This is a genomic window from Arcobacter sp. CECT 8985 (assembly GCF_004116495.1).
Taxonomy (GTDB): domain Bacteria; phylum Campylobacterota; class Campylobacteria; order Campylobacterales; family Arcobacteraceae; genus Malaciobacter.
The window spans coordinates 1-24,477 of record NZ_PDKC01000007.1 but is presented as its reverse complement, the minus strand read 5'-3'; the positions used below and the strand labels follow the sequence as shown (position 1 = coordinate 24,477).

The 24,477-nt window shown below is 26.2% G+C and carries 23 protein-coding genes and 1 tRNA gene; 9 read left to right on the top strand and 15 right to left on the bottom strand.

Going from position 1 to position 24,477, the window contains the following annotated elements:
- Position 1: 1 nt before the first annotated feature.
- The 11 genes from CRU93_RS04785 to CRU93_RS04735 all read right to left on the bottom strand — a co-directional run bounded on the left by CRU93_RS04785 (position 2) and on the right by CRU93_RS04735 (position 11,844).
- Positions 2–3,079, bottom strand: a complete 3,078-nt coding sequence (locus CRU93_RS04785) for an efflux RND transporter permease subunit (protein WP_129103050.1) — start codon at positions 3,077–3,079, stop codon at positions 2–4.
- A 339-nt stretch (positions 3,080–3,418) separates the two neighbouring features.
- Positions 3,419–3,503, bottom strand: a tRNA-Leu gene (locus tag CRU93_RS04780).
- Between the two features lie 65 nt (positions 3,504–3,568).
- Positions 3,569–4,870 carry a methyl-accepting chemotaxis protein gene (locus tag CRU93_RS04775; RefSeq protein ID WP_129103049.1) on the bottom strand — a complete coding sequence of 434 codons (1,302 nt, stop codon included), beginning with the start codon at positions 4,868–4,870 and terminating at the stop codon, positions 3,569–3,571.
- A gap of 3 nt (positions 4,871–4,873) precedes the next feature.
- A complete protein-coding gene (locus CRU93_RS04770; RefSeq protein WP_129103048.1) occupies positions 4,874–5,266 on the bottom strand; it encodes a PAS domain-containing protein in 393 nt (130 codons plus the stop codon).
- 104 nt (positions 5,267–5,370) lie between these two features.
- The gene (locus tag CRU93_RS04765; RefSeq protein WP_129103047.1) at positions 5,371–5,784 is read right to left on the bottom strand and encodes a hypothetical protein; all 414 of its coding nucleotides are present in this window, start codon (positions 5,782–5,784) and stop codon (positions 5,371–5,373) included.
- A gap of 9 nt (positions 5,785–5,793) precedes the next feature.
- Positions 5,794–6,108, bottom strand: coding sequence for a hypothetical protein (locus CRU93_RS04760; protein ID WP_129103046.1), 315 nt, complete (start codon positions 6,106–6,108; stop codon positions 5,794–5,796).
- Between the two features lie 49 nt (positions 6,109–6,157).
- Positions 6,158–7,420: a DNA polymerase IV gene (locus tag CRU93_RS04755; RefSeq protein ID WP_129103045.1), complete on the bottom strand. Its 1,263-nt coding sequence runs from the start codon at positions 7,418–7,420 to the stop codon at positions 6,158–6,160.
- A 229-nt stretch (positions 7,421–7,649) separates the two neighbouring features.
- The gene (locus CRU93_RS04750) at positions 7,650–8,189 is read right to left on the bottom strand and encodes a rhomboid family intramembrane serine protease (protein WP_129103044.1); all 540 of its coding nucleotides are present in this window, start codon (positions 8,187–8,189) and stop codon (positions 7,650–7,652) included.
- Positions 8,179–8,727: a hypothetical protein gene (locus CRU93_RS04745; protein WP_129103043.1), complete on the bottom strand. Its 549-nt coding sequence runs from the start codon at positions 8,725–8,727 to the stop codon at positions 8,179–8,181. Before CRU93_RS04745 ends, CRU93_RS04750 begins: the two co-directional genes overlap by 11 nt.
- Before the next feature lie 3 nt (positions 8,728–8,730).
- Positions 8,731–11,148, bottom strand: coding sequence for an endopeptidase La (gene lon / locus CRU93_RS04740; protein ID WP_129103042.1), 2,418 nt, complete (start codon positions 11,146–11,148; stop codon positions 8,731–8,733).
- A gap of 36 nt (positions 11,149–11,184) precedes the next feature.
- Complete coding sequence (locus CRU93_RS04735) at positions 11,185–11,844, bottom strand: outer membrane protein assembly factor BamD (RefSeq protein WP_129103041.1); 660 nt, start codon at positions 11,842–11,844, stop codon at positions 11,185–11,187.
- A gap of 104 nt (positions 11,845–11,948) precedes the next feature.
- Here CRU93_RS04735 and CRU93_RS04730 point away from each other — a divergent pair, with 104 nt between their 5' ends.
- From CRU93_RS04730 to CRU93_RS04715, 4 genes are read left to right on the top strand one after another with little or no spacing between them, the layout of a single operon-like run.
- Positions 11,949–12,713, top strand: a complete 765-nt coding sequence (locus CRU93_RS04730; protein WP_129103040.1) for a pyrroline-5-carboxylate reductase — start codon at positions 11,949–11,951, stop codon at positions 12,711–12,713.
- Positions 12,694–13,002 (top strand): prepilin-type N-terminal cleavage/methylation domain-containing protein, encoded by a 309-nt coding sequence (locus tag CRU93_RS04725; protein WP_129103039.1) that lies wholly within the window; start codon positions 12,694–12,696, stop codon positions 13,000–13,002. Before CRU93_RS04730 ends, CRU93_RS04725 begins: the two co-directional genes overlap by 20 nt.
- Positions 12,986–13,339: a hypothetical protein gene (locus tag CRU93_RS04720; RefSeq protein ID WP_129103038.1), complete on the top strand. Its 354-nt coding sequence runs from the start codon at positions 12,986–12,988 to the stop codon at positions 13,337–13,339. The genes CRU93_RS04725 and CRU93_RS04720 overlap by 17 nt, the downstream gene beginning before the upstream one ends.
- Entirely contained in the window at positions 13,336–13,659 is a 324-nt protein-coding gene (locus tag CRU93_RS04715) for a hypothetical protein (protein ID WP_129103037.1), read from the top strand. Before CRU93_RS04720 ends, CRU93_RS04715 begins: the two co-directional genes overlap by 4 nt.
- Here CRU93_RS04715 and CRU93_RS04710 read toward each other — a convergent pair.
- Positions 13,649–14,239 (bottom strand): non-canonical purine NTP pyrophosphatase, encoded by a 591-nt coding sequence (locus CRU93_RS04710; RefSeq protein WP_129103036.1) that lies wholly within the window; start codon positions 14,237–14,239, stop codon positions 13,649–13,651. The two genes, CRU93_RS04715 and CRU93_RS04710, sit on opposite strands and share 11 nt — an antisense overlap.
- Positions 14,240–14,410: 171 nt before the next feature.
- Here CRU93_RS04710 and CRU93_RS04705 point away from each other — a divergent pair, with 171 nt between their 5' ends.
- The 3 genes from CRU93_RS04705 to CRU93_RS04695 are packed head-to-tail and all read left to right on the top strand — an operon-like array spanning position 14,411 to position 18,642.
- Positions 14,411–15,727 carry an MFS transporter gene (locus CRU93_RS04705; protein WP_129103035.1) on the top strand — a complete coding sequence of 439 codons (1,317 nt, stop codon included), beginning with the start codon at positions 14,411–14,413 and terminating at the stop codon, positions 15,725–15,727.
- A 49-nt stretch (positions 15,728–15,776) separates the two neighbouring features.
- The gene (locus CRU93_RS04700) at positions 15,777–16,418 is read left to right on the top strand and encodes a transglutaminase-like cysteine peptidase (RefSeq protein WP_129103034.1); all 642 of its coding nucleotides are present in this window, start codon (positions 15,777–15,779) and stop codon (positions 16,416–16,418) included.
- Between the two features lie 10 nt (positions 16,419–16,428).
- Entirely contained in the window at positions 16,429–18,642 is a 2,214-nt protein-coding gene (locus tag CRU93_RS04695) for an EAL domain-containing protein (RefSeq protein WP_129103033.1), read from the top strand.
- A gap of 20 nt (positions 18,643–18,662) precedes the next feature.
- Here CRU93_RS04695 and CRU93_RS04690 read toward each other — a convergent pair whose 3' ends face one another.
- The 3 genes from CRU93_RS04690 to CRU93_RS04680 all read right to left on the bottom strand — a co-directional run bounded on the left by CRU93_RS04690 (position 18,663) and on the right by CRU93_RS04680 (position 23,065).
- The gene (locus tag CRU93_RS04690; RefSeq protein ID WP_129103032.1) at positions 18,663–19,004 is read right to left on the bottom strand and encodes a hypothetical protein; all 342 of its coding nucleotides are present in this window, start codon (positions 19,002–19,004) and stop codon (positions 18,663–18,665) included.
- 105 nt (positions 19,005–19,109) lie between these two features.
- The gene (locus CRU93_RS04685) at positions 19,110–20,750 is read right to left on the bottom strand and encodes a ShlB/FhaC/HecB family hemolysin secretion/activation protein (RefSeq protein WP_129103031.1); all 1,641 of its coding nucleotides are present in this window, start codon (positions 20,748–20,750) and stop codon (positions 19,110–19,112) included.
- Positions 20,750–23,065, bottom strand: coding sequence for a filamentous hemagglutinin N-terminal domain-containing protein (locus CRU93_RS04680; RefSeq protein WP_129103030.1), 2,316 nt, complete (start codon positions 23,063–23,065; stop codon positions 20,750–20,752). Before CRU93_RS04680 ends, CRU93_RS04685 begins: the two co-directional genes overlap by 1 nt.
- 163 nt (positions 23,066–23,228) lie before the next feature.
- On the opposite strand from CRU93_RS04680, the gene CRU93_RS04675 reads away from it, so the two are divergent.
- Positions 23,229–23,912 (top strand): response regulator transcription factor, encoded by a 684-nt coding sequence (locus tag CRU93_RS04675; protein ID WP_129103029.1) that lies wholly within the window; start codon positions 23,229–23,231, stop codon positions 23,910–23,912.
- The coding region (locus CRU93_RS04670; RefSeq protein WP_309109274.1) for a 7TM-DISM domain-containing protein at positions 23,909–24,477 on the top strand (569 nt) is incomplete at its 3' end. The genes CRU93_RS04675 and CRU93_RS04670, both read left to right, overlap by 4 nt.

Genomic DNA, 24,477 nt, shown 5'->3' with positions numbered 1-24,477 from the left:
TTTAATCCCTTATTTTAAATAATGTTGCATAAAGTGCTGGTACATATATTAGATTTAAAATTGTTCCCCAAGCTATACCAAAACCTAAAGAAACTGCAATTGGTTGTAACATAACCGCTTCTCCTGTTGGGAAAAAGATTAATGTTGCAAGTCCTAGAATTGTCGTAATTGATGTGATTAATATAGGTCTTACTCTTTGTTTTGCTCTTCTAAAAAACTCATCTCTATCTTTTGTATTATGTAAAAAATCTAACATAATAATCCCATCATTAATAACAACTCCTGCTAGTCCCATCATACCAATTAGTGATTGGGAATTTATATTTATTCCCATGATAAAATGTCCAACTATTGCCCCTACAACAGTAAATGGTATTACTGAAAGAATAATAAAAGCATTTTTAAAAGATGGAAAGTTTATAAGTAAAGTTAAGAAAATCAAAAACAATCCAACCATAAATGACTTAATCATATCTCTAGCCATTTGAGCACTTTTTTCTTTTTCTCCACCATAAGTTACTTTTACACCTTTGTCTTTTATCTGTTTTATTATTTTAGATAATTTTGCTAAAACTTCATTTGCACTTGTAACGTCTTTATTTACATTTGCATAAACTGTTTTTTGAATCTGACCATTCTCTTTTTCAATTTTTTCAAAACTTCTTTCAATTTTAAAATCAACAACTTCTTGAAGTTCCACTTTTTTTCCATCTATATTTATAAGGAAGTGTTTTAAATCATCTAAACTATCTTTATATTTTGATTGGGTTACTATATCAATTACACCGTCTGCATCAAATGTATCTGATTGATCTTTTTCCATAAAATAATTGGCTAATTGTATTGAAACATCGCTATCTGTAAGTCCTAAGTTTAATCCATAATTATTAATAGTAAATTTATACTGCTGCTCACCTAATTGGGTATTATCAGATATATCTCTTACACCTTTTATATTTTTTAGTGCATTTTTTAATTTATTTATACTATGTAATAATAGAGTTTTATCTTGATGATTTAAGTTTATTTCTATATCTGTATTTACAACCCCGATTCTTCTTTTTACCATATTAAAATCAACTGCCTTATCCTCTTTTGTCAAAGGAGTAATTAAATCTCTGATTTCTTTCATAGCGACATTTGTACTAATAGTTCTTATTTTATCTTTTTGCTCAAAATCAAAACTAAGACTTAATATTGGGTTTATATACTTTTGTAAAAAATTATCTTCTTTTAAATCTTCTAATTCTATAGCAATAGAAAATCCATTTTCTATTTGTTCTCTACCACTTGCAATATTTGAATAACTACCTACTGTTGTATCAACATTCTTAATAAATAGATCTTTTTTATGTTTTAAAAGTATATTTTCATATTTTTTTGATATTTCATTTGTTTGCTCTAAAGATTTAGAATCATCTAATTTTACAGAAAATGTTAAATTATTTGTATCCATATCTGGCATCATTTGAAATCTACTTGCTTTTACTAATAAAAATGTAAGAATAGGAATAGTTATAAAAAATAAAATTAAAAATGTTTTTTTATAATGTATTACTTTATGTAAAATCACTTCATAAATATTATATGCTTTTGTCCAATCTAGCATCTTCTCTTTTCTTTTTAATACATGCTTTGCATGTAAAGGCAAAAAGATAAAAGACTCTATTAATGAAGAAAATATTAATACAGATAAAACAATTGGTATTAGTTTTAATAACATTCCTAATTCACCACTAATTAATAGCATTGGTAAAAATGCAAAAATAGTCGTAAATGCTGCAATTACAACTGGTGCAATCATCTCTTTTGCACCTTTTAAAACAGCTTCATTTATCTCATCACCTTCATCTAAGTGCCTTTGTATATTTTCGCTTACTACAATTGCATCATCGACGACGATACCAAGAGAAATTAACATTGCCATTAGAGATATCATATTTAAACTGTATCCAGCTTGTTCTATAACTAAAAGACCTAATACAAAAGAAAAAGGTATTCCCATAATAATAACAAGTGAAAGTCTTGGACTAATTAATAAATGCATTGTAAGTCCAACCAATATAAGTCCTAAAGTAATATTTGCAATAATTGTTTTGATTCTATCATGTACAGGTTTTGAGCTATCCCTTGAAATATTTATAGATAAATCTTTATGAGTATTTTCAAACTCTTTTAGTTTCTTTTTTACAAGTTTTGAAATTGCAATAGAATCACCTTCATTATCTTTATAAACTCTTAAAGAAATAGTCTCCTTAGCATTTAATCTTGAAATAGTTTCATCAGTAGGATAATCAATAGATATAGTTGCTATATCTTTTAAGTAAACTCTTTTATCACCTATTCTTATTACAGTGTTTAACCATTTTTTCTTATCAAATTTATTATTATCTGCAGTTAAATAGATATGATTTCCTGTCTGCTCAATTTGACCTACTGGATATATATATGAAAGATTTCTAATTGAACTAATCACAGAAGATGGCTCTAACCCATACATATTTATCTTCTTATGGTCTAAATAAAAATCAATTTGTAAATCACTATCTCCAAAAATATTAACTTCACTAATATTTGGTATTTGTAATATTTTTGTTTTTATATCATCACTTAATTTTAAAAGTTGCTTTTTTGAATATTTTGAAGAAGAAAGCGATAAATTTAAAAGTGACATTTGAAAATTAATAGTTGAAACAGAAGGTTCTGTCATATCACTTGGAAGATACTTTCTTGCTCTACTTACTGCATCTTTGACATCATTTAACATTTCATTTTTATCTACACCATCTTGAAGTTCTACATTTATAGAAAAGCTACCATTTGTTATAGTGGATGTTACTTTATCAACTCCTGATAATGTATCTATTCCATTTTCAATCTCCGTTACAGCAAAGTTATCCAAACTCTCTGCACTTGCACCTGTATATCCTCCTGTCACAATAACACTATCTAATGCAACTGAAGGAAACATCTCTTTTGGAATCTTATAATAAGAAAAAATTCCCATCACAAGAATAAAAACCAATAAAGTATGGTTTAATCTTGAATTTTTTAAAAAGTACTCTATAATTTTATACATCTATTTCCTAAATTTGATAATTATTATTAATATTATATGATAAGCAATTAATTCTGTGAGTAATTATGATTTTATCACCGTAGAATTGTATCTATTTAAATTAAACGAAAAATAAATGCTTTGTATAAATTATAAAAAAACTAAAAAATCAATAACTTTTTAGTTAATATAAATTAATATGTCTTTTAACAACATCAATAAATTTATCTATAATCAAACCTGAAACATTACAAGACTCTTCTTCATTTGAATCCAAAATTGTATTTATTATAAATAGTATGTAAGTGATTAGATCTTTTTGTACTGCTAGTATATTAAAATGAAAGTCTTATTCTAGTTTGGTGCGACCGACGAGATTTGAACTCGTACACCCTAAGGCACTACCCCCTCAAGATAGCGTGTCTACCAATTTCACCACGGTCGCTAGAATAATATATTTTAAAAGTGGAATTATATCAATATTAAAATATATTATTCTTTAAAAGAGACCTAATTTTTTCTTCTATCTTGACCTTGGTAATTATTTTGGTTCTCTCTTTTTCTTATTTTAATTTTATTTTTTCCTTCAAACTCTGCACTTTTTGCAGTATTTGATGCTTTTGTTGCGATATTATTACTTTGAGTTGCTATTAATTTAACTTCATTTGCAACTTGTGCATTTTGTTGAGTTAGTGTATCTATTTGGGATACTGCATTATTTATTTGAATAAGAGCTTCTTCTTGTTCATGGGTTGCATTGTTTATTTTTATTATTAGATTTGATGCCGAATCTATATTTTTACTCAAATTTTCATACTCTTTATTCATTAGATGAGTTGTATTTGTTCCTTCTTCTGTTTTTTCTTTTAAAATATCCATAAGGCTTTGAATATTTTTTGCTGTTGAAGCACTTCTATTTGCAAGATTTCTAACTTCTTGTGCAACAACTGCGAAGCCTTTGCCAGCTTCACCTGCTGTTGCTGCTTCTACTGCTGCATTTAACGATAGTATATTTGTTTGAAATGCAATATCTGATATTGCGCTTATAGACTCATTTGCTTTTTTTACTGCATCTTGAATATCTTCCATTGAAGTTAAGGTATTGACTGAATATGATTTAGAATTATTTGAATTCTTCTCTAACATATTAAAAATTTTGGTCATTTCATCTGTATCTTTTCTATTTTCAGTTATGTTCACTGTAATCTCTTCAATTGAAGCTGATGCTTCTTCTATTGTAGCTGCTTGTTTCATTGATGAGTTAGCTAAAAGTTCTGCTTCATTTCGTAAGTTTTCTGATTCATATTCTAAAATCATAGATTCTCGTACACTTTTTTGAAGATTTTGAGTTATACTATCTCTTAATGAATTAATACCTTCTAGTAATTCTCTTAATTTTCCAGCACGAAATAATTCTATATCTAGTTTATTTAAATAGTTTTTATCTTTATATTCTTGTAATCTTTGAATAACTTCATTTATAGATATATCTAACTTTTTTCCCATATTATTTATTGTTTTTATTAAATAAGATATTTTAGGATCTGATGATTCAAAGACAATAAAGTCATTTGTAATTCCATCTGATAATTTTTCACATGTAAGCATTATTTCACCATATACTTTTAAATCTTCGTTCTTTTTCTTTCTTAATTTATTTGAAATATTTAAGATTTTCTCTTCTATTTTTTTTAATTTTGCACTTTTAATATTAGATAATTCATCTAAACTGTTAATATCATTTTCTAAATATTTTTCAAAATTATCTAAAAAACCTTCTATCTTTTCTATATCTTTACTCTTCCCTAGCATAAATTATATCTCTTTTACTTTCAGTTTTTTATATAGTTTTATTGAGTTAGTTATCTCTTCTTTTGTAGGCTTTACTCTTACAGATATATATCTTTTTCTTCCCATTTTTTCTACACTGTAAACTAAAGCATTTACCCAATAATAATCACCATTTTTACATCTGTTTTTTACGATGCCATTCCAAGTTTGATTGTTTTTTACTTTTTCCCATAAGTCTTTAAAAGCAGATTTAGGCATATCTTGATGTCTTAAGATATTGTGAGGTTGACCAATAAGCTCATCTTTTGTAAAACCTGCAATTTCACAAAAGTCATTATTAGCATAAGTTATAATTCCTTTTGTATCAGTTTCTGATACAATCATAGTATTTTTGGATATTTCTATCTCATTATTCAAATTCACTCCTAATATAAAATATTAATTGAAGTAGAATTATACAACTAAAACAAAATCTAATTCTTTAAGATTTAATTAGTTATTTTTAATAAGTTTTATATAATTTATCTGTCTAGTAATCTATCAGCTTTACTTTTAAGATTTCCCTTATTTAAAAACTCTTCTTCTCTTTTTGATAGTTTATTAGTAATTTTTTCTTTTGTCACTTTTTGATTATTTATTTTTTGTTTATTAACTTTATCTTTTTTATTACTATCTTCTTCACAGTTTTTATTTTTAAATATAGTTAATATTAAATATATAGAAACCAGAACAGATGATATAATTATTACCCACTTAATTATCAAAACATACTCTAAATATTCAAGTTTATTTTTCAATTGTAAATATTGTACTACATCTGTGTAAATTGAGTTTGCAAATATTGCAACCAAAAGAAGAAAACATATAAAAATCACTCTTCTTCTAAATTTATATAAATAATACCAAAAAACTGCAGATTTTACTTGTTTAAACATCTAAGCTACCTATATAAAAAAATCTAATCCCAAAATTGCAAGTGCTGCAACTAAAGATTTTGTCTTTAAATCATCTTTTATTTTTCTTTCTTCATCAGTTATAATAATTTCTAACTCCTCATCAGTATAATCTTCAAAACTTTTATTTCTTTCTGCAAGTCTTGCTTTTGTACTAAGTATTGCTCTTTTTCTTATCTTTTTTGATATTGCTTCTTTTAATGCTTTACTTTTTAAACTTGGATAATCAAATGCTTTCGAAGCACTACTTTTTGCTATTTTATATATTTTTGATGAATTTTGTTTTATTTTATCTTTTATGCCCATTATATAATCTTTTTATTTTATTATAACATATCATAAGAAAAATTTTTTATTAAAGTTCTGATGCACTTTTAATAATATCTATTCCAAATTTTGTTCTTAAATCTTGTACTTTATTTGTAAGTTCTTGTTTTTTCAAATCATTTTCATACTCAAATAGGTTATATGTATATTTTGTATTATCAGCAAAATTTGATACAGTAATATTTAACTGAACAACTCCATGAGTTGGATGTTTATCACTTTTATTAAATAATTTTTTCATACTTACTTTAAAATCATTTTCATTAAAAAGCCTATTTACATTTATATAATCTTTTGATTTTGTATTTGACTCATATCTTATTTTTATTGCATAAGTTAAAGGATTTACTTTTGCTTTTTTTACTAAAAAACATAAATACCTACAAAGTATAACAACTCTTCTTTGTAACTCTACTCTATCATATATAACATCAAAGGTTCTTCCAATTCCTATTGATTTTTTATCTCTTGTTGTATTTAGTTTTCTATCATTAATTCCACATACTCTATTATAAAGTTGAATTCCAGGTTTTTTCCATGAATAAAATAACTCTTTTCTAGATTTTATATCTCCAAGAGTTTTAATACCATAGCCTTTTAATCTATTTGTATAATTTTTCCCAATTCCTGGAAATTCTTCAATTGGAATATCTCTTATAAAATTTGGAATATGCTCTTTTTTTATATGTTTTATTCCATCTGGTTTTGCATATTCAGTTATCAACTTTGAAAGATATTTTGAGTGGGCTATACCTATTGAAATTGGCAATCCTAACTCTTTTTGAATTTTTTGTTTTAAATTATTTGCAAAATCAAAAACTTCATTTTCATCAATATATCCAGTAACATCACCAAAGAATTCATCTATACTATATTGTTCAATCATTGGTATTTCATTTAATAAAAGTTTTTTTAGTTCTTGAGACAATTGATGATATAAAGGGTAATTTGGTGGTATCATAAGTAAATGTGGGCAAAGTTTCAAAGCTTCATTTACACTCATTGCAGTTTTTACACCAAATGCTCTAGCTTCATATGAAGAAGTTGTAATAATTCCTCTAATTCGGCCATTTTCATCTTTAAAATACTCTTTAAAACTCCTGTCTTCCTGCGTTAGTATAGAACTTACAAAAGCACCTGAACTGCTACTTATAGCTCTTGTATGCTTTTTATTATCAAAAATACTCAAGTTGCTTCTACCTCCTACTGCAACAGGGATATTTTCTAAACTTTTATCTAAAATTCTATGAGCAGATACAAAAAAACAATCTAAATCCATATGTAAAAACATAATATAATTTTACCAAAATAAAAAGATATAAGCCAAAAATATTTCATTTTGTGATATTATTAAAAATAAAAAGGATTAACTATAGAAAAATGTAGAAATTGCCATAGAGAAGTTGAGGCAAAAAAGAGACAATGCCCTTATTGTGGGATACTAAACCCAACAGTAAAACTAAAAGATATTTTTATTGGAATAGCTATAGTTTTAGTTGTTATGAGTATAGTAACTTATTTTATAACTTAACTTTACGTAATATCATTCCACCCAAAAATCCTACAACAAGACCTATTAAGTGTGAATACCAAGCAATTGGTAAACCTAATAAAAGTGGTGCAACAGAGATTAATAAAATCCAAGTTATTATTCCTTTTCTTTGATAAGAATCAACTAAGGCAACATATCCTAAAAGTGCACAAATTGCACCTGATGCTCCTACTAAATTTACTTGATTATTAAAATAAAGTATATATAAAAAGCTTAAAAGAGATGTTAATAATCCAAATATAAAATATGTAATGAAAAATGTAGTTTTACCTTTGTATCTTTCAACAGCATTTCCAAATTGGTATAAAACAAACATATTCATACCTAAATGCCCTATTCCACCATGTGCAAACATAGTTGAAAGTGGTTGCCACCAAAAATCTTCATAAATCATATACATATTTAGTCCAAGAACTAAACCACCAGCACTTAAGTTAATTTGAACTATATACATAAATACTGTTATTGCTATTACTATGTTTGTAAAAGTTATATTACTATTTCTCATTTGTTTTTAGAGTCCTTATTGTACATTTCACAAGTTTTTTCAATTTTATTGTATCAAAATAAACAAAATTGGTAAATACGCCAAAAACCTCTTTGCCATTTATTCTAAAAGAAGTATTTACTCCTGCAAAGTTTTTATTTGGTTTTTCATACTCAATTAATTCATTTTTTATTGTTACATATTTTTTAGGATTTTTAAAAGGTGCAGATTCAATAGCATCAATAAAATAACTATCAAAATCATTTGATGAAATATAATTTTCAATATATGATTTCGTTTTTATAGGTTGTACATAAGAAGTATTTATTTTATAATAACCTTTATGTAAAGCTTTATAAAGTTTAGAAATATATTTTTTATTATCTACTCTTAACTTAGAATCTTTTGTAAAACAAGTGGGTTTTATAAATTGTGTAGCTTTTTTTTCGTTATCATCATTTAGATACCTTGAGTAAAGAGTCAAGACAATAGATACAATAACTATAGTAGCAAATGTAAAAAAGTTATTTATTATCTGACCTTGTCTTTCTCTTATCATATGTTAAATTAGTGTTTCTTTTAACACATCCTCAATTGTATCAACAGCTTTTATTTCCATTGATTTTTTTACCTCAGCAGGAATTTCATCCAAATCCCTTTGGTAATTTTTTCTAGGAATTAATGCTTTTTTCATTTTTGCTTTATAAGCTGCAATTAATTTCTCTTTTAATCCACCAATAGGAAGTACTTTCCCTGTCAATGTCAATTCACCAGTCATAGCAATATCTGATTTTACAGCTCTATTTGTCAATATAGAAGCAATTGTTGTTGCCATTGTTATACCTGCACTTGGTCCATCTTTTGGTGTTGCACCTTCTGGTATATGTAAGTGAATATCAAATCTTTTATATACTTCACTTGGCTCAATAATTGAATTTTCTTCTTTCTCTTTTTGAGTTTTTGGAATTATATCTTCATTTACTTTTAATTTCTTTTCATCAATTAGAAGTTTAACTACTGAGAATGATATTCTTGATGATTCTTTCATCACATCACCCATATTACCAGTAACAGATAAAATTCCTTTTCCTCTTAATTTAACAGCTTCAGTTTTTAATACATCTCCCCCTACTGCTGTCCAAGCAAGCCCATTTGTAACACCAATTTGACTTTTCTTTTCTGCTGGGTCTATTTCGAAAATTGGATTTTCTAAATAGTTTTTTAAATTTTGTGTATTTATAGTTACTTTTTTAGTATCTTTCTCAGATATTATTTTCTTAACTGCTTTTCTGAAAAGTTTTGCAAAAATTCTTCTTAGATTTCTAACTCCTGCTTCTCTTGTATACTCAGCAATAATTTTCTCTATTGTTGGTTTACTCATAGAAATTTCACTTTTTTTAAGCCCATGTTTTTCTAACTCTTGAGGAATTAGATAATCTTTAGCAATGTGATATTTTTCATTTGGAGTATAAGAACTAATCTCAATAAATTCCATTCTATCTCTTAATGCAGGTGGTATTCTTCTGGCATCATTTGCTGTTGCTACAAAAATAACTTGAGATAAATCAATTGCAAAATTTAAATAAAGATCTCTAAATTCATTATTTTGTTCAGGGTCTAAAACCTCTAACATAACTGCAGTTGGGTCACCTCTATGATTTGCACCTACTTTATCAATTTCATCTAGTACAATTACTGGATTCATTTTTTTAGCATCAACCAAACCTTTTACAAGTCTACCTGGCATCGCTCCAACATATGTTCTTCTATGACCTCTTAACTCATTTACATCTTCCATCCCACCAAGAGCAACTCTTACAAGTGGTCTATGTAAAGCTTGTGAAATTGAGTTTGCAAGTGAAGTTTTACCAACACCTGGAGGTCCTACAAAACATAAAACTGTACCTTTTGATTTTGTACTTTCAATTTTTCTTGATTCAAGTAGCTCTTTTACAGCAAAATATTCAGAAATTCTCTCTTTTGCTTTGCATAAAGAGTAATGATCTTTATTTAATTGTTCTTCTACATTACAAACTGATATTTTTTCATCTGCATACTCTCCAAATGGAATTTCTAGTACTTGTTCAATATATGTTTGTAAAAGGGAAGCATCTGGTGAATCTTGATGCATTCTACTTAATTTTTCAATTTGTCTTTTTGTCTCTTTATATCCATCTTTTGGCATAAAGTTTTTGATTTTTTTTAGCTTTTTTTTGTAAGCTTTTATCTCATTGTCTTTTTGATTATCTCCACCAAGCTCTTTTTGAATAGCTTTTATTTGTTCTTTTAAGAAATAATCTTTATGAGTCTTTTCAATTTTAGAATTTACTTTTTGAGTAATCTCTTTTTGAATTTTTAAAGCTTCAATCTCTTTTTTAATTGTTTCAATAATTGCTAATAGTCTTTTTTCTACATCAACTTCAGCAAAAAGCTTATATGCCTCTTCTTTTTTGATTTTTAAAACAGAAGAGATTAAATCTGCAATTCTTACTGCATCATCATTTTCTTCTATTGTTTTTATTAAATCAACTGGAAACTTAGAGTTTACTCTTGATAATTTTTTTACTTGTTCTCTTAAAACTTCAATTATAGAATCTACTGATTCTTTTGAATATTCATTTGGTTCAAGCAAATCAATAGTTGCAAAAGTACTATTTTCTTCATCAAAATTAGTTATTTTACCTTTAGCTAAACCTTGAAAAAGTACTTTAGTTTTACCATCTGGTAAAGACACTTTTCTCATGATGTTTCCAATTACACCAACATCATAAAAACTATTTTCTTTTCTTGTTTTATCAAAACCTTGTTTACTTACACTTACTATTACTAATTTATTATTATTTATTGCATCTTCTACTGCATCAATATTCTCTTTATCATCAAGAAATAAAGGTGCAATCATAAAAGGGTATAAAAAAATATCTTCTTCAATAATTAATGGTAATTCTTGAGGAAACGAATCATAATTTTCTAATTCCATTAAATATTACTCCTCCCATTATATTTGTATTATTTATTATTCAAAAACAGATCTATAAAACGGTACATCTACCTTTGCTATATCATCTGTATCACTCCAAGCTTCTTTTGCTTTTTGTGAATATATTTTTGCAGCTTTTGGCTTATCAATTCTTTTATATAAATCTGCAATCTCATTATTTAAGTTTGCTTTTGCCATATATAATCTTGATTCCATTGTTTCTACTAATGGTATATACTTTGAATTAGGATAGTTTTGTTTAAAAACTTTTACTTCTTTAATTGTATCATCAATTAATTGTTGGTCCCTTAATTGATAAGAGAAACCTTTATAATTTGCTTTTATTTTAAGATATCGTACATAATCAATTTCTTTACTTAAAGTATATTTTTTTATGTATTCATCTAAATAGAAGTTAGCAAGTGCATACTCCTCTTCATCCATATGTGCGTTTGCCAAAATAATCAGTGATGTTGGCAATAATGGTGAATTTCTATGTTCACTTTCCAAAGATGTAAATGTATCATCTGCTGCTTCCAAATCATAATCTGCAATCTGTTTTGTCATTTTATTATACCAATAAAGTGCCGGTCTATCATACTCTTCAAGTTGATCACTTTTTGAAGAGCAAGAAGCTAAAATAAAGCCTGTTGTACAAACCAACAACAGATTTTTTAAATTCAAGTTTCTAATCATGTTTAGTATCCTTTTTCGTAAAAATAGTATTTTATCTAATCATTGCTTATATGAAATAAAAATTTTTATTTGATATACTAAGGAAAATAAAAAAAGGGTGTCTAATGAAACTAACATTAATAGGTAATGGGATCATGGCTCAGTCTCTTGCAAAGGGACTAGTTAACAACTATGAAGTTGAAATGATTGGTAGAGATATTAGCAAATTAAAACAAGTAAAAGAAAAAATTCCAGAAATTACAATTAAAGAACTTGATGATCAAGAAGATATTAGTAATAAAAACGTAATTTTTTGTGTAAAACCTTATGCATTACAAAGTGTTGCAGCTAGACTTACAGGAAAAGCAAATACTTTATATTCTATTCTTGCAGGTACAAAGCTAGAATCATTAAAAAAACAAATATCATCAAAATATTATGTAAGAACAATGCCAAACGTAGCAGCTTCTGTTTCAATGTCTATGACAACAATTACAGGAGATAATGAAGCGAAAATAAGTGCAATGGAAATATTTAATGCTATTGGAAAAACTGTATGGGTAAATACAGAAAAACAATTAGATATAGCAACTGCAATAGCAGGAAGTGGGCCAGCTTATTTAGCTTTAGTAGCTGAAGCAATTACTGATGGTGCTGTAAAAGCTGGACTTGAAAGACATATTTCTACAGAATTAGTTCATGGATTATTTTTAGGAACATCTGCACTATTAGCAAAAACACATCCTGCAATATTAAAAGATTCTGTGATGAGTCCAGGAGGAACAACTGCTGCTGGTGTTGCTGCACTAGAAGAGGGAAATGTTAGAAATAGTATGATAAAAGCCATTCAAGCAGCATATAATAAAGCAGATGAACTTGGAAATAAATAGTAAAAATAAAAAAGCTTTTACTATTTTTGAAACAATTGTTAGTTTAACAATTTTATCTATTGTGATTACTTTGATATATTCAATAACTTTTCACGATAGTTCAACTAAAGAGTTTATGATTTTAAACTCTTTAGAAAATAAATTTACAAGTAAAAATTACTCAGATTTCTCAACTAAAAATCAAATAATTAAAATATTAAAAAATGGCAAAGAAGATAAAATTAGTGTAAAAAAAATAACTTACAATGAAAATGGAATAAAGATATATAAATATGAACTTAATAAATAAGAAAAAAGCATTTATTACTTTTGAACTTCTTATTGTACTTATAATTAGTTCTCTTGTCATTATTAACTCATTTATCTCAATAAAAGACATTTATACCTTATCAAAAAAAGATGAATCAAAAGCAATATATAAAGTTGATTTACTCAGTTCTAAAATAATACTTCAAAAAACTAAAGATTATTTAAATAATTTACATTATAAAAATCATAACTTACTAATAAAAAATTCACTTTTTTTAGAAAATATTGATAACTTTAAAATTTCTAAAAACAATTCATTTACAAATATTAGTTTTAGATATAAAAATAGTTATGATGTAAATTGGGTTTTTAAATGAAAAAGGCTTTTAGTCTACTTTTTACTATTTTAGTAATTACAATATTAGCTTTAGTATCAGTAAAAATATTTCAAGCAAGAGCAATTACAAATGTTAATTTAGTAAATCAATATCTATATATCCAAGCCAATAATCATCTTGATTTTTTACAAGAGTATATTAAGCATTTAAAAAACTTAAAAAATAATGATGAAATAATAATTGAAAATAAAAAATTTAATATAGAAGCTAAAGTAAAAAAAGATACTAAACTTAAAATATTTATGAGTGTTAGTGCAAAAGATTATAATATAAGAGTTACAAGAACTCTTATAAAATAACTTCTAAAACTTTTAATGCAAGATTTAAAGCTTTTGTTCTATGAGAAAAAGACTTTTTTACTTCAGAAGGTAATTGACCAAGTGTTTTATCATAACCATTTGGAATAAACATAGGATCATATCCAAAACCACCCTCACCTAAAGTTTTATTTATAGCTTTACCATGCATCCAACCATGTACAGAGCTTACTTCATTTTTATATACAATTGCTATACAAGCTGTATAATAAGCTGGTGTTTCAGTTAGATTTCTTTCATTTAATTTTGATATTAATTTAGTATTATTTTGCTCATCTGTAGCATTGATTCCAGCGTATCTTGCAGAGTAAATTCCTGGTTCATTATTTATTACAGGAACTGTAATTCCACTATCGTCTGAAAGTACAATAGCATTTTCATCATTTAATAATTTATAAATCTCTTTTGCTTTTTTTATGGCATTGCCTTTAAAAGAATCTTTATCTTCAACTACTTCAACTTCGCCAAGTAAATCTTTAAAAGCTATAATTTCATGAGAAGGAAGTAAATTTTTAAACTCTTGTATTTTTCCTTTATTTCCAGTTGCTAAAACAATTTTCATTAGATTCCTTTTATTTTTTGTTTTGACATTATAATAAATTTATAAAAAATTTATGCTTTTATATGTAAGCTTAAAGTAATTTGTCTAACTCTAGCTTTTAACATCTTATTAACTTTATAATAATATAATCTTAGCTTATTAAAAAATTAAAAAATATTAGGATAATTTATTATGATTAAATCAGTATTACCTCTTAGTTCAATTATAGCATTAAGATTTTTAGGTTTATTCCTTGTACTACCTGTTTTATCAGCTTATGCATTAAATCTAAAAGGAGCAACAAACGAAGTAGTTGGTATTGTTGTAGGTGGTTATGCACTTACACAAATGCTATTTCAAGTTCCATTTGGTGTAATGAGTGATAAACTTGGAAGAAAAGGAACAATAATTACAGGACTTTTATTATTTGCAATTGGTTCTTATTTTTGTGCAATTTCAAATGATATTTACATGTTAATGTTTGGGCGTTTTTTACAAGGTGCAGGTGCAATTGGTGCAGTTATCACTGCAATGATTAGTGATGTAGTAAAAGAAGAACAAAGACCAAAAGCAATGGCTTTAATGGGTGGTTCTATTGCAATAAGTTTTGCAGTTTCTATGTTAGCAGGTCCTACAATTAGTGCTTATGCAGGTGGAGTAAGTACACTTTTTTATATTACTATGCTTTTAGCATTAAGTTCAATTATCATAGTAATAAAAGCTGTGCCAGAAGCTCCAAAAATTACACATACATACAATAAAAAAGCAAATTTAAATGAAATATTAGCAAACAAAAATTTATTAAAAATGAATGTAACAAATTTTTTACAAAAAGGATTAATGACATTTGCTTTTATGTTAATTCCAATCATTTTAATTCATCATTTTGACTGGACGATGAAAGAGTTATGGAAAGTTTATCTTCCAGCTATGGTATTAGGTGTACTTTCTATGGGACCAGCTGCAGTGATGGCAGAAAAAAAAGGTAAATTCAAAGAAATACTTATGATTGGTATTGCATTTTTTGCTGTTTCATATCTAATCATTGGAACAACTTCTAGTTCTTTAGTTTTTGTAATTGGAGTAATGATTTTCTTTGCAGGGTTTAATATGCATGAACCAATTATGCAATCACTTGCTTCAAAATTCGCAAAAGTTCACCAAAGAGGCTTAATGTTAGGTATTTTTAATGCATGTGGTTATCTTGGTACTTTCTTTGGTGGTTTAATTGGTGGTATATTCTATGAAGATGTATCTTTATCAACTTTAGTTATTATAATTGCTGTAATTTGTGTAATTTGGATAATATTAATAGCAACTATGCCAAATCCAGCAAAAAGAAAAACTACATATTTAAGTTTGGATGAATTTAAAAGAGACAATGCTCACAAACTTCATGATGTTGCTCATATCGATGAGTGGTATATTAATGAATCAGAAAATATTATTGTGGTAAAATATGATAGCAATACTATAGATGAGCAAGGCGTTAAGAACTTATTAAAATAATTTCTCTTATACTATATATTAGTTATAATTTCTAAATAGAGGTAAGGTAATGAAAAAAGCAATTTTCACAGTTGTTCTATCTTTTTTTATACTTACCTCTATATCAATCGCAAAAAACCCTATAAACTTCTCTCAAAAAAAGATCAATGAATTTACCAAAAAGTATGGAGAAAAAGCTAAAAAAAGACTTCTTCTATGGGATAATTTAATTGAAGTGGCAAAACATAAAGATATTTTACATAAATTAAAACTTGTAAATGATTTTTTTAATAAAATTAAATATGAAAGAGATATTACACATTGGGGGAAAGTTGATTATTGGGCAAGTCCATTTGAATTTTTAGGATCTGGTGCTGGTGATTGTGAAGATTATGCTATTGCAAAATATTTTACATTAAGACAATTGGGTATTAAAGATAAAAAATTAAGAATTGTATATGTTAAATTAAAAACTAGAAACTCAAAATATGAACAAGCACATATGGTTCTTACATATTATCACAAACCAAATGCAACTCCAATTGTATTAGATAATGTAAATAAAAGATTGAAACTAGCCACAAGAAGACCTGATTTAAAACCAGTTTATAGTTTCAATGCAAATGGATTATGGAGAGCTAAAAATAAAGGTTCTCAAAGAGTAGGAAAAAATAACCTTAAATCGTGGAAAAATTTAATGAGTAGAATATAAAGGAAAAAGTATGTCTTTGTCAAAACAATTATATATCATAATTGCATTTATCTTTTTAATTATCTTTACAGGTAATTTTGTAATCAGTGTACAAAATACTAAAGAGTATTTAGAAACAGAAGCTAGCACAAAAGCGCAAGATACTGCAACATCTCTTGGTATGAGCCTAAAAGGGCTAATGAAAAATAAAAATGATGCTGAAATTCAATCAATAATAAATGCCATTGCAAATAGAGGTTTTTATAAAGAGATTCGACTTGAAAATGCTGTATTTACTATTAGTAAGAAAGAGTTAATAAAAAATTCACAAGATAAATCTTTAAATAATACATGGAAATTATCTAATGTAAAAGTTGATAGTAAATTTGGTGACATTGAAAGTAAAAATGATGACTTAGAACTTATGCAACAACTTGATGCACTTGAATCTAATAACTCATCTATTCAAGAATCAAAAGAACCATCAAATTATAAATTTACTCCTAATGAAAAAGTAAATAGTAAAAATATAAAAATATCTTTTACTGCTACAAAAAATAAAAAAACAGTAAATACATTTGCAAATATTAAACTTAATAAAACAATTGTAAAAGTTACAAGACCTGAAAGATTTGATTATATTCCACAATGGTTTATTAATGCAATTCCAATACATTTAAAAGAGATGAAAAGTGAAATAAGTGATGGATGGAAAACTACAGCAATAATTTATGTAAGTGCAAATGCTGGTGATGCATATGCAAAACTTTATGAACAAGCCAAAAATGGAATTATATACTCATTAATTGCATTTATTATTTCTATGATTCTTCTATTTATTTTTGTACAATATTTACTTAAACCACTTAAAAATATTGAGAAACTTGCACAAAGTATTGCAATAGGTAATTTTAAAACAATAGATAAACTTCCATACACAACTGAAATGAGAAACGTTGCTATATCTATGAATGAAATGTCAACAAAAATAGAATCAGTAATTAGTAAATTAAATAAAAATCTTGAAAAATTAACACAAAAATTATCTAAAGATGAACTAACTGGATTAAATATAAAACAGACTTTTGAAACAGATATGAAAAAGATGTTTATTTCAAAATCAAGAGGATTTATTTTCTCTATTAAAATTGATAATTTAAGTGAATTTGCAAAAACTCATACTACAAATGAAGTAAATTCATTTATCAAAAAATTTGCAAAGATATTAGAATCTGGTAAAAAAAGTAAAAAATTAAATCTAAGTGCTTATAGATTTTATGGTTCAGAATTTGCAATTATAACTGATGGAATAAATTATGAAGAAGCAAAAAATTTAACTAAAACTATAAAACAAAATTTTGAAGATTTAGCAAAAGAGTTTGGAAGAGAAGATATTGCACATATTGGTGCAACTCCATTTAACCCAATAGGAACAACTCAAGAGATGCTACAAGCAGCAAATGAAGCATACGAAAAAGCAAAACTAATTGGACCAAATGAAGCTTATATTAGAGATAATGATGATTTAGCAAGAGACATGGATTCATGGAGAGATTTGGTATTTAATATAATTGGAGATAAAAAATTCGAAGTTGAATATATTGGAGATGCAAAAGTTTTAAATGGGACAAATAGAGGAATTGTAGTAATGCAAGAAGCTTTTACTAAAGCTTTTGATTTAGAAGGTAATTCTATTCCTATTGGTACATTTGTATCAATTGCAGAAAAATATGAAAAAATAGTTGATTTTGATAAAGCAGTTATTTCTAAAATTATTGATGATATAAAAGAAAAAGAGATAAAACACAATATCTCTATTAACTTATCTTTTGATTCAATTGATGATATAGAATTTATTGAGTGGTTAAAAAATACTCTTACTAAATATAAAGATATTGCACCTCAAATTGTATTTTCATTAACTGCATATGCAATTACTAAAAACATAACAAAATTTAAAAATTTTGTAGATGTTGTTCATGGGTTAGATGCAAAAATTATAGTAAAAAGATTTGAATCAAAATTTATTGCGCTTGATGACATAAAAGATTTGGATTTAGATTATATTAGACTTGCACGTGAGTATACAAAAAATATAAGAAATGACAATTCAAAACAAAGTTTTGTTGAAGCTTTAGTTGAACTAACACACCTTTTAAATATCAAGTTATTTGCAGAAAATGTTGTAGATGAAGAAGATATGGATAAAGTTAGAGAACTTAAAGTATATGCAGCAAGTAACTAGTATGAAAATTTAACTTCATACTAGTTATTATAAACTTTTATTTTTTGACAACTTCCACAAACTTTAGAGTATTCCTCCTCATCAACTTCACATATTACACAAGGGTGAGTTGAAGATATTGAACTATTTTTTATTTCACATTTTTTATTTTTTAATGCCCAATATGAAACATTTAATGTTTTGTCAAAAACTAAACTATTAACTATATGTTTTGTAGTACTAATATTCTTTGCAACACACTTGCGAACATTTGGATAAACGCTTTTACTTAACTTTTTTAATAGCAAAATATCTTTTGTTCTCTTTGCAAGTTTAATTAATTGTAATTCATCTAATAAATAGATATCTAATTGCCTTTTCATAATATTCCCCACTCCCCTAATTTATTCTTGTTAAATCATAACAATAAAGAGTGTCAGTTTTATAACTATCTAAGAATTTTTATTTGTTTTTTTACAGATTAGGTATTAAAATACCCAACCTGCTTGAACTAAGATTTTACTATTATAGTTTGGTTCAGCTGTTACTTCATGATTTATATTATAAGCTAAATTTACTCTTGCAAAAAAGTCTTTATAATTAGCATAGTATCCAATACCTGCATCTTGTAAAGTTCTTCTGTCAAAAGTTGTATCAGTTGAAGCATCTTCCATATAAACATTTCCTATATCATAAAAAAAACTTACTCTATGAGTATAAGAATTTATTGGTTGTAATTGTTTAAATAACTCAATATTAAAAATATATCCATTTTCTGCACTTTGTTCACTATCTGGATAGAATTTAACTGCATATGCTCCACCTAAACTCATATCTTCACTTCCGTCTAGATTTTTTCCACCTAGAACTTTTTGTGCAGTTACACCAGTTGTTAAACTATATGTATTTGCTAATGAAATTGTATTATTTACATAAAAATCAATTTTATTATATCTTCCATCATAAAGATTTGAATTATCATTTTTTAATCTACCAGTTGTAAGGTTAAATCCACTATTTACATAACTTGGTCTATCAAATAAAACATAGTCTTTTGAATAAAGAAGTGATGCTGTAAGTGATTTTATATTTTTATTTGCTGTTTGATTTCCATTTACGTGGTCATCAAAGTTTTTATTTGAGAATTTAAGTTGTACATCTAGATTTTCAACTCTTGATTTTATTATTGGATATTTAATTTTAAAATCAAAAATATTAGATTGTCCATGTGCATCTAACTCTTCATACTCTTCAACTAAATTATATTTTGTATGTGAATATGCAAACTCACCTCTTAAACCATTTGAAGCTAAAGGAAAATTGTATGCTAAATTATAGTTTTTTAAATTACCATGGTTTGAAACTAAAGAACCTAAGCTAATTTGATCACCAATATTAAATGGAGAATTTATATTTACTTGAGTTGATAATCTACTTTTTCCTGTATATCTACTTCCATAGTTATCTGCAACTACATATCCATCAAATCTAGCTGAAGGTGTAGTTTCAATAAGAAAATCACTTGTACCTACTTTACTTCCTGGCATTACTTCTGCTTTACTTACAACTACACCTGGAGTGTCGTTTATAATAAGCATTGCTCTTTCTAAAGTGTCTGTACTAATAATATTTGCTTCTTTGATATTATCAAGCATACCTTTTACAATACTATCTTTAACTAATGAGTCATTTTTTAGTTTAAACTCTCCATAATTACCTTCAATAATTGCAATTTCAATTACATCATTTTGTATAGTTTGTACAGGAATATAAGCTCTTGCAACAAAGTATCCCTCTTTTCTATACTCTTTAGTAATAATACTTGCTACTTCTTGAATTTGTGCAAAAGTTAACTCTTTGTTTTCATAGCTTTTTATTAAAGCTTTTAACTTCTTTTCTTTTATATGAATTGCACCTGTAATTTTAAACTCTTTTACAAATATTTTCTTTGTACTTTCACTTTGCATTGGTGCTTTATATTTTTTTGCACCTTTTAATTCAACTAATGGAGTCGATTTTTTTGGTAAATTTCTTGGTTTTTCTAATTGATTTTGAATACTACTACTATTTGGAGCTGCTGCAAATAGTAAAGATGTTGTTATTGCTGATAATGCTATAATTTTTTTCATTAGTTATTTCCTTTTGAATCTTGACTTGCTACAAAAAATTGTTGTTCTACTCCTGATGGTAAGTTAACACCACCATTTACTAAATTTATAATTGAATTTTGTCCTAATGGAACAACTACATCGCCATTTACTTCTGGTGTTGTTGAATCACCAGTTGATTTTGATTGTTTTAAAGAACTTAATGAAACTAATTTTGTTGGTGTATCATTTGATGGAGTTGAACTAACTAAAACACCTGTTCTTTTAAACTCTGTTGGAATAGTTATGTTGTTTTTGATGTTTGTTTTTATACTATTTTTGATAATTGCTTGCTCGTTAGAAATTGGTGTAATAATCTTTTCAATTTCTTTAGTTTTATTATTTGTAGTTGAAGTTGAAGAACTTTTTATTATATTTACATTTACATTATTTCCATCAATATTTGCATTTCCACTACCTACATCTAAACCTCCAATCATATAAACATCACCTGTCATATTACTTGTAAAGTTTCCACCAGATGTTTTCACTAAACCATCAAAATAAATATCCACTACATCTGAATTATTTATTCCAAATCTAGTTCCAGGAGTAGCAGTAATATTTCCTCCATTTGTAAAAACTGTTCCTTTTACTTTAATAGGTGTTGCAGCTCTACTTCTTTTTGTATTAAAAATCACATTTGCACCTGAAGTTTTTATATTTCCAAGATATATAGATGCACTTTCTGGTGCAGATGACATATTTCCTCCTTGAAAAACAAGTTCATGACCAGAACCTTGATTTAAGAAAATAGTATCATTTATATCTTTCATTAAAATTCCACCAGCTGAAGTAGGTCTTGTTTCATCATTTGAATAAAAGCGCATATTACTTGCAGATAAAGTCAACTCATTATCACTTAAATCTTCAATTATTATATCGGTATTTGCAGTTAAGACTACATCACCCGTTAAGCTTTCTAATACAGTTTCAGGAATAACATAACTTCCATATACATTATTATCTGACCAATCTGAAGGAGTACCTGTTTGACCAGAAGAACCATCAACTATAGTTATTGTACCAGGGTCAAGAAGTAAAGAACCATTTTTCCCATTTGATGAAATCAAATCAGTTTTTCCTAAAAACCAAAGTCTTTCTTTACCTGAAACTTCGACTTCTCCTCCATCTCCAGAGATATTCCCTCCAGTTGCTTTTATTAAACCTGCAAATCTCATTAATTTATCTGACCAAAATACAATTTGACCTGCAGCTCCTGTTGATGTAGCACTTGCATCTATAAATGCACCATTATCAACTTGAACATCTAAAGCATTATATAAAGTATTATCTTTACCTTGGAAACCACCACCTACATAAATTTCTCCACCTTGTGTAGCACCACTTGCATCTAAAATAGTGCTATTTTCTAATGTAATTTTATCTGCTTGTAAAGTTATTTTCCCTGCTTTAGAGTCCAAAGAAGAAACTTTAATTGAACCAGAGTTCACAATATCACCACCAATAGAAGAAAGTGCGACTTTCCCTTTAAAATCTTCAAAAGAGTTAGCTTCTAAAATACCTGTATTATTTACTACACCTTTTAATAGTTCATTTACAGCATTTGTAGTTAAATAAATCTCACCACCTTTTGCATAAACAGCTCCACTATTTTTAACTAAACTATCAAGTAGACCTTTGTTTACTTTTAAGTTTACAAGTGAGTTTCCATTTAAATTTATTGATACATCATTTGCACCGACCAAATGAACTTTACCTTTTACTACTTTTATTGTTCCATCATTTTCTACATTTTTTGCAAGTAATGCAACATATGAATTATCAGCAGATTGAATTTCACCAAGATTTATAACTGATTCTTGTGAGTCACCTTTAAAGTTATAATTACCTGCATTAAAATCACTATCACTTAACTGTCTTGTAGTTCCTAAGAAACCAGCAGTATTGATTTTTGCACTTTTACCAAATAAAATTCCATTTGAGTTTAAAAGCCAAACTTGTCCATTTGCATTTAAAGCACCATTGATTATAGATTTTTCATTTCCAACAACTCTATTTAAAGCAATAGAAGAAGAACTTGGTTGTTTAAAATTTACAGTCTCATTTGATGCAATATTAAACTTATTCCAATTTATAGTCACTTTATTTGTATGTTGTGTAATATTTGTAGTTGTGCCATTTGCAGAAATATTTGCACTACCACTAGTGACAACTCCACCAGATGGAGCAGCATTTAAAAATGTTGAAGCAGTAAGTAAAGCACTTACAACTAAACTTATTTTTCCACCCTTTAAGATTCTAAATCTTGATTTATAATCAATCAATCTTTGCATTTTATGTATCCTTATAGTGTTATGATATAATTATATATAATGAAAGTCGCAGAAAAGTCTTATAACATTTTTTTGAAATAAAAATATAATAAAAAAATAAATCTTATTATAATTAAAAATTGAGTAGTATTTTATTGCGACACTTTTTTTAGGATAGGATATTTTGAGTAAATTATTTAAGAATATATCAATACTATATGTAGAAGATGATGAAAAAATAAAAGAGAATACAAGTAAAATTTTAAATTTACTTTTTTCCAAAACGTATTTTTCTTCAAATGGTAAAGAAGCTTTAGAAATATTTAAAAAATATAAACCTAATATTATTTTAACTGATTATATAATGCCTTATTTAAATGGATATGAACTTATAACAGAAGTAAGAAAAATATGTGAAAAAACTCCAATTGTTATTATGAGTAATTTTACAGATAAAGACAAACTCTTAAAATGTATTCCTTTAAACTTAACACAATATTTAGAAAAACCAACAAATTATGAAGAACTACTAAGTACATTGATTTTATGTAAAGAACAACTAATAAAAAATAATTTGTTAACTTTTAAACTTCATAATGATATTGAATATAATTTTAAAACAAAAAAACTAACAATACAAAAAGAAAATATACTACTAACAAATGTTGAAATTGAGATTTTAGAGTATTTTATCAATAGAAAAAATGAATTAATTTCAAAAGAAGAAATTTCACTTATTATAAATAATGAAGATTTTTGGAATGATACTTCAATTAAAAATATCATATATAGATTAAGAAAAAAAATAGGCAAAGATTTAATAAAAACTCATAGAAATATTGGTTATGAGATGGAAATAACAACATGATAAAAAAAGCAATATTTCTTTTTTTTATATCTTTTAACTATATCATTGCTAATACATTAATATTAAATGACAATACTAATTACTCAGATTTGATATCAACTAGTTATCAAAAAACATTTATTGATAAATCTGCAAAATTAATAATTGATGATATGGTAAAAAATACATCTTTCAAACAAATAAGCAAAAGTAACTATAAAGCATCAAAAAATACTATCTGGACAAAACTATCAATTAAAAACCTCTCATCAAAAGATTTGAAACTATATTTTGAAAATAATAGACCAATAATTGATATTATTGATGTATATATATTTAAAGATGAAAAAGCATATAAAAAAATTGAATTGGGAGAAAATAGAGATATAAAAAAAAGAGAATTACAAACAAGAAAAAGTACATTTTCTTTACAAGTTGAAAAAAATAGTAAATACACAATTTATATTATGTATAAAAGTTACACAAGTATTTCAACTTTTTGGAAAATAGAGAATCAATATAATTATATCAGCTCATCAACTTTAGAATCACTATCTTGGGGAATATTTATAGGTATTATTATTAC

Excerpts from the sequence above, each read along its gene's own strand:
- CRU93_RS04785 (WP_129103050.1), bottom strand. The coding sequence starts at position 3,079 with ATGTATAAAATTATAGAGTACTTTTTAAAAAATTCAAGATTAAACCAT.
- CRU93_RS04775 (WP_129103049.1), bottom strand. The coding sequence starts at position 4,870 with ATGCTAGGGAAGAGTAAAGATATAGAAAAGATAGAAGGTTTTTTAGAT.
- CRU93_RS04765 (WP_129103047.1), bottom strand. The coding sequence starts at position 5,784 with ATGTTTAAACAAGTAAAATCTGCAGTTTTTTGGTATTATTTATATAAA.
- CRU93_RS04760 (WP_129103046.1), bottom strand. The coding sequence starts at position 6,108 with ATGGGCATAAAAGATAAAATAAAACAAAATTCATCAAAAATATATAAA.
- CRU93_RS04755 (WP_129103045.1), bottom strand. The coding sequence starts at position 7,420 with ATGTTTTTACATATGGATTTAGATTGTTTTTTTGTATCTGCTCATAGA.
- CRU93_RS04750 (WP_129103044.1), bottom strand. The coding sequence starts at position 8,189 with ATGAGAAATAGTAATATAACTTTTACAAACATAGTAATAGCAATAACA.
- CRU93_RS04745 (WP_129103043.1), bottom strand. The coding sequence starts at position 8,727 with ATGATAAGAGAAAGACAAGGTCAGATAATAAATAACTTTTTTACATTT.
- lon (WP_129103042.1), bottom strand. The coding sequence starts at position 11,148 with ATGGAATTAGAAAATTATGATTCGTTTCCTCAAGAATTACCATTAATT.
- CRU93_RS04735 (WP_129103041.1), bottom strand. The coding sequence starts at position 11,844 with ATGATTAGAAACTTGAATTTAAAAAATCTGTTGTTGGTTTGTACAACA.
- CRU93_RS04730 (WP_129103040.1), top strand. The coding sequence starts at position 11,949 with ATGAAACTAACATTAATAGGTAATGGGATCATGGCTCAGTCTCTTGCA.
- CRU93_RS04725 (WP_129103039.1), top strand. The coding sequence starts at position 12,694 with ATGAACTTGGAAATAAATAGTAAAAATAAAAAAGCTTTTACTATTTTT.
- CRU93_RS04720 (WP_129103038.1), top strand. The coding sequence starts at position 12,986 with ATGAACTTAATAAATAAGAAAAAAGCATTTATTACTTTTGAACTTCTT.
- CRU93_RS04715 (WP_129103037.1), top strand. The coding sequence starts at position 13,336 with ATGAAAAAGGCTTTTAGTCTACTTTTTACTATTTTAGTAATTACAATA.
- CRU93_RS04710 (WP_129103036.1), bottom strand. The coding sequence starts at position 14,239 with ATGAAAATTGTTTTAGCAACTGGAAATAAAGGAAAAATACAAGAGTTT.
- CRU93_RS04705 (WP_129103035.1), top strand. The coding sequence starts at position 14,411 with ATGATTAAATCAGTATTACCTCTTAGTTCAATTATAGCATTAAGATTT.
- CRU93_RS04700 (WP_129103034.1), top strand. The coding sequence starts at position 15,777 with ATGAAAAAAGCAATTTTCACAGTTGTTCTATCTTTTTTTATACTTACC.
- CRU93_RS04695 (WP_129103033.1), top strand. The coding sequence starts at position 16,429 with ATGTCTTTGTCAAAACAATTATATATCATAATTGCATTTATCTTTTTA.
- CRU93_RS04690 (WP_129103032.1), bottom strand. The coding sequence starts at position 19,004 with ATGAAAAGGCAATTAGATATCTATTTATTAGATGAATTACAATTAATT.
- CRU93_RS04685 (WP_129103031.1), bottom strand. The coding sequence starts at position 20,750 with ATGAAAAAAATTATAGCATTATCAGCAATAACAACATCTTTACTATTT.
- CRU93_RS04680 (WP_129103030.1), bottom strand. The coding sequence starts at position 23,065 with ATGCAAAGATTGATTGATTATAAATCAAGATTTAGAATCTTAAAGGGT.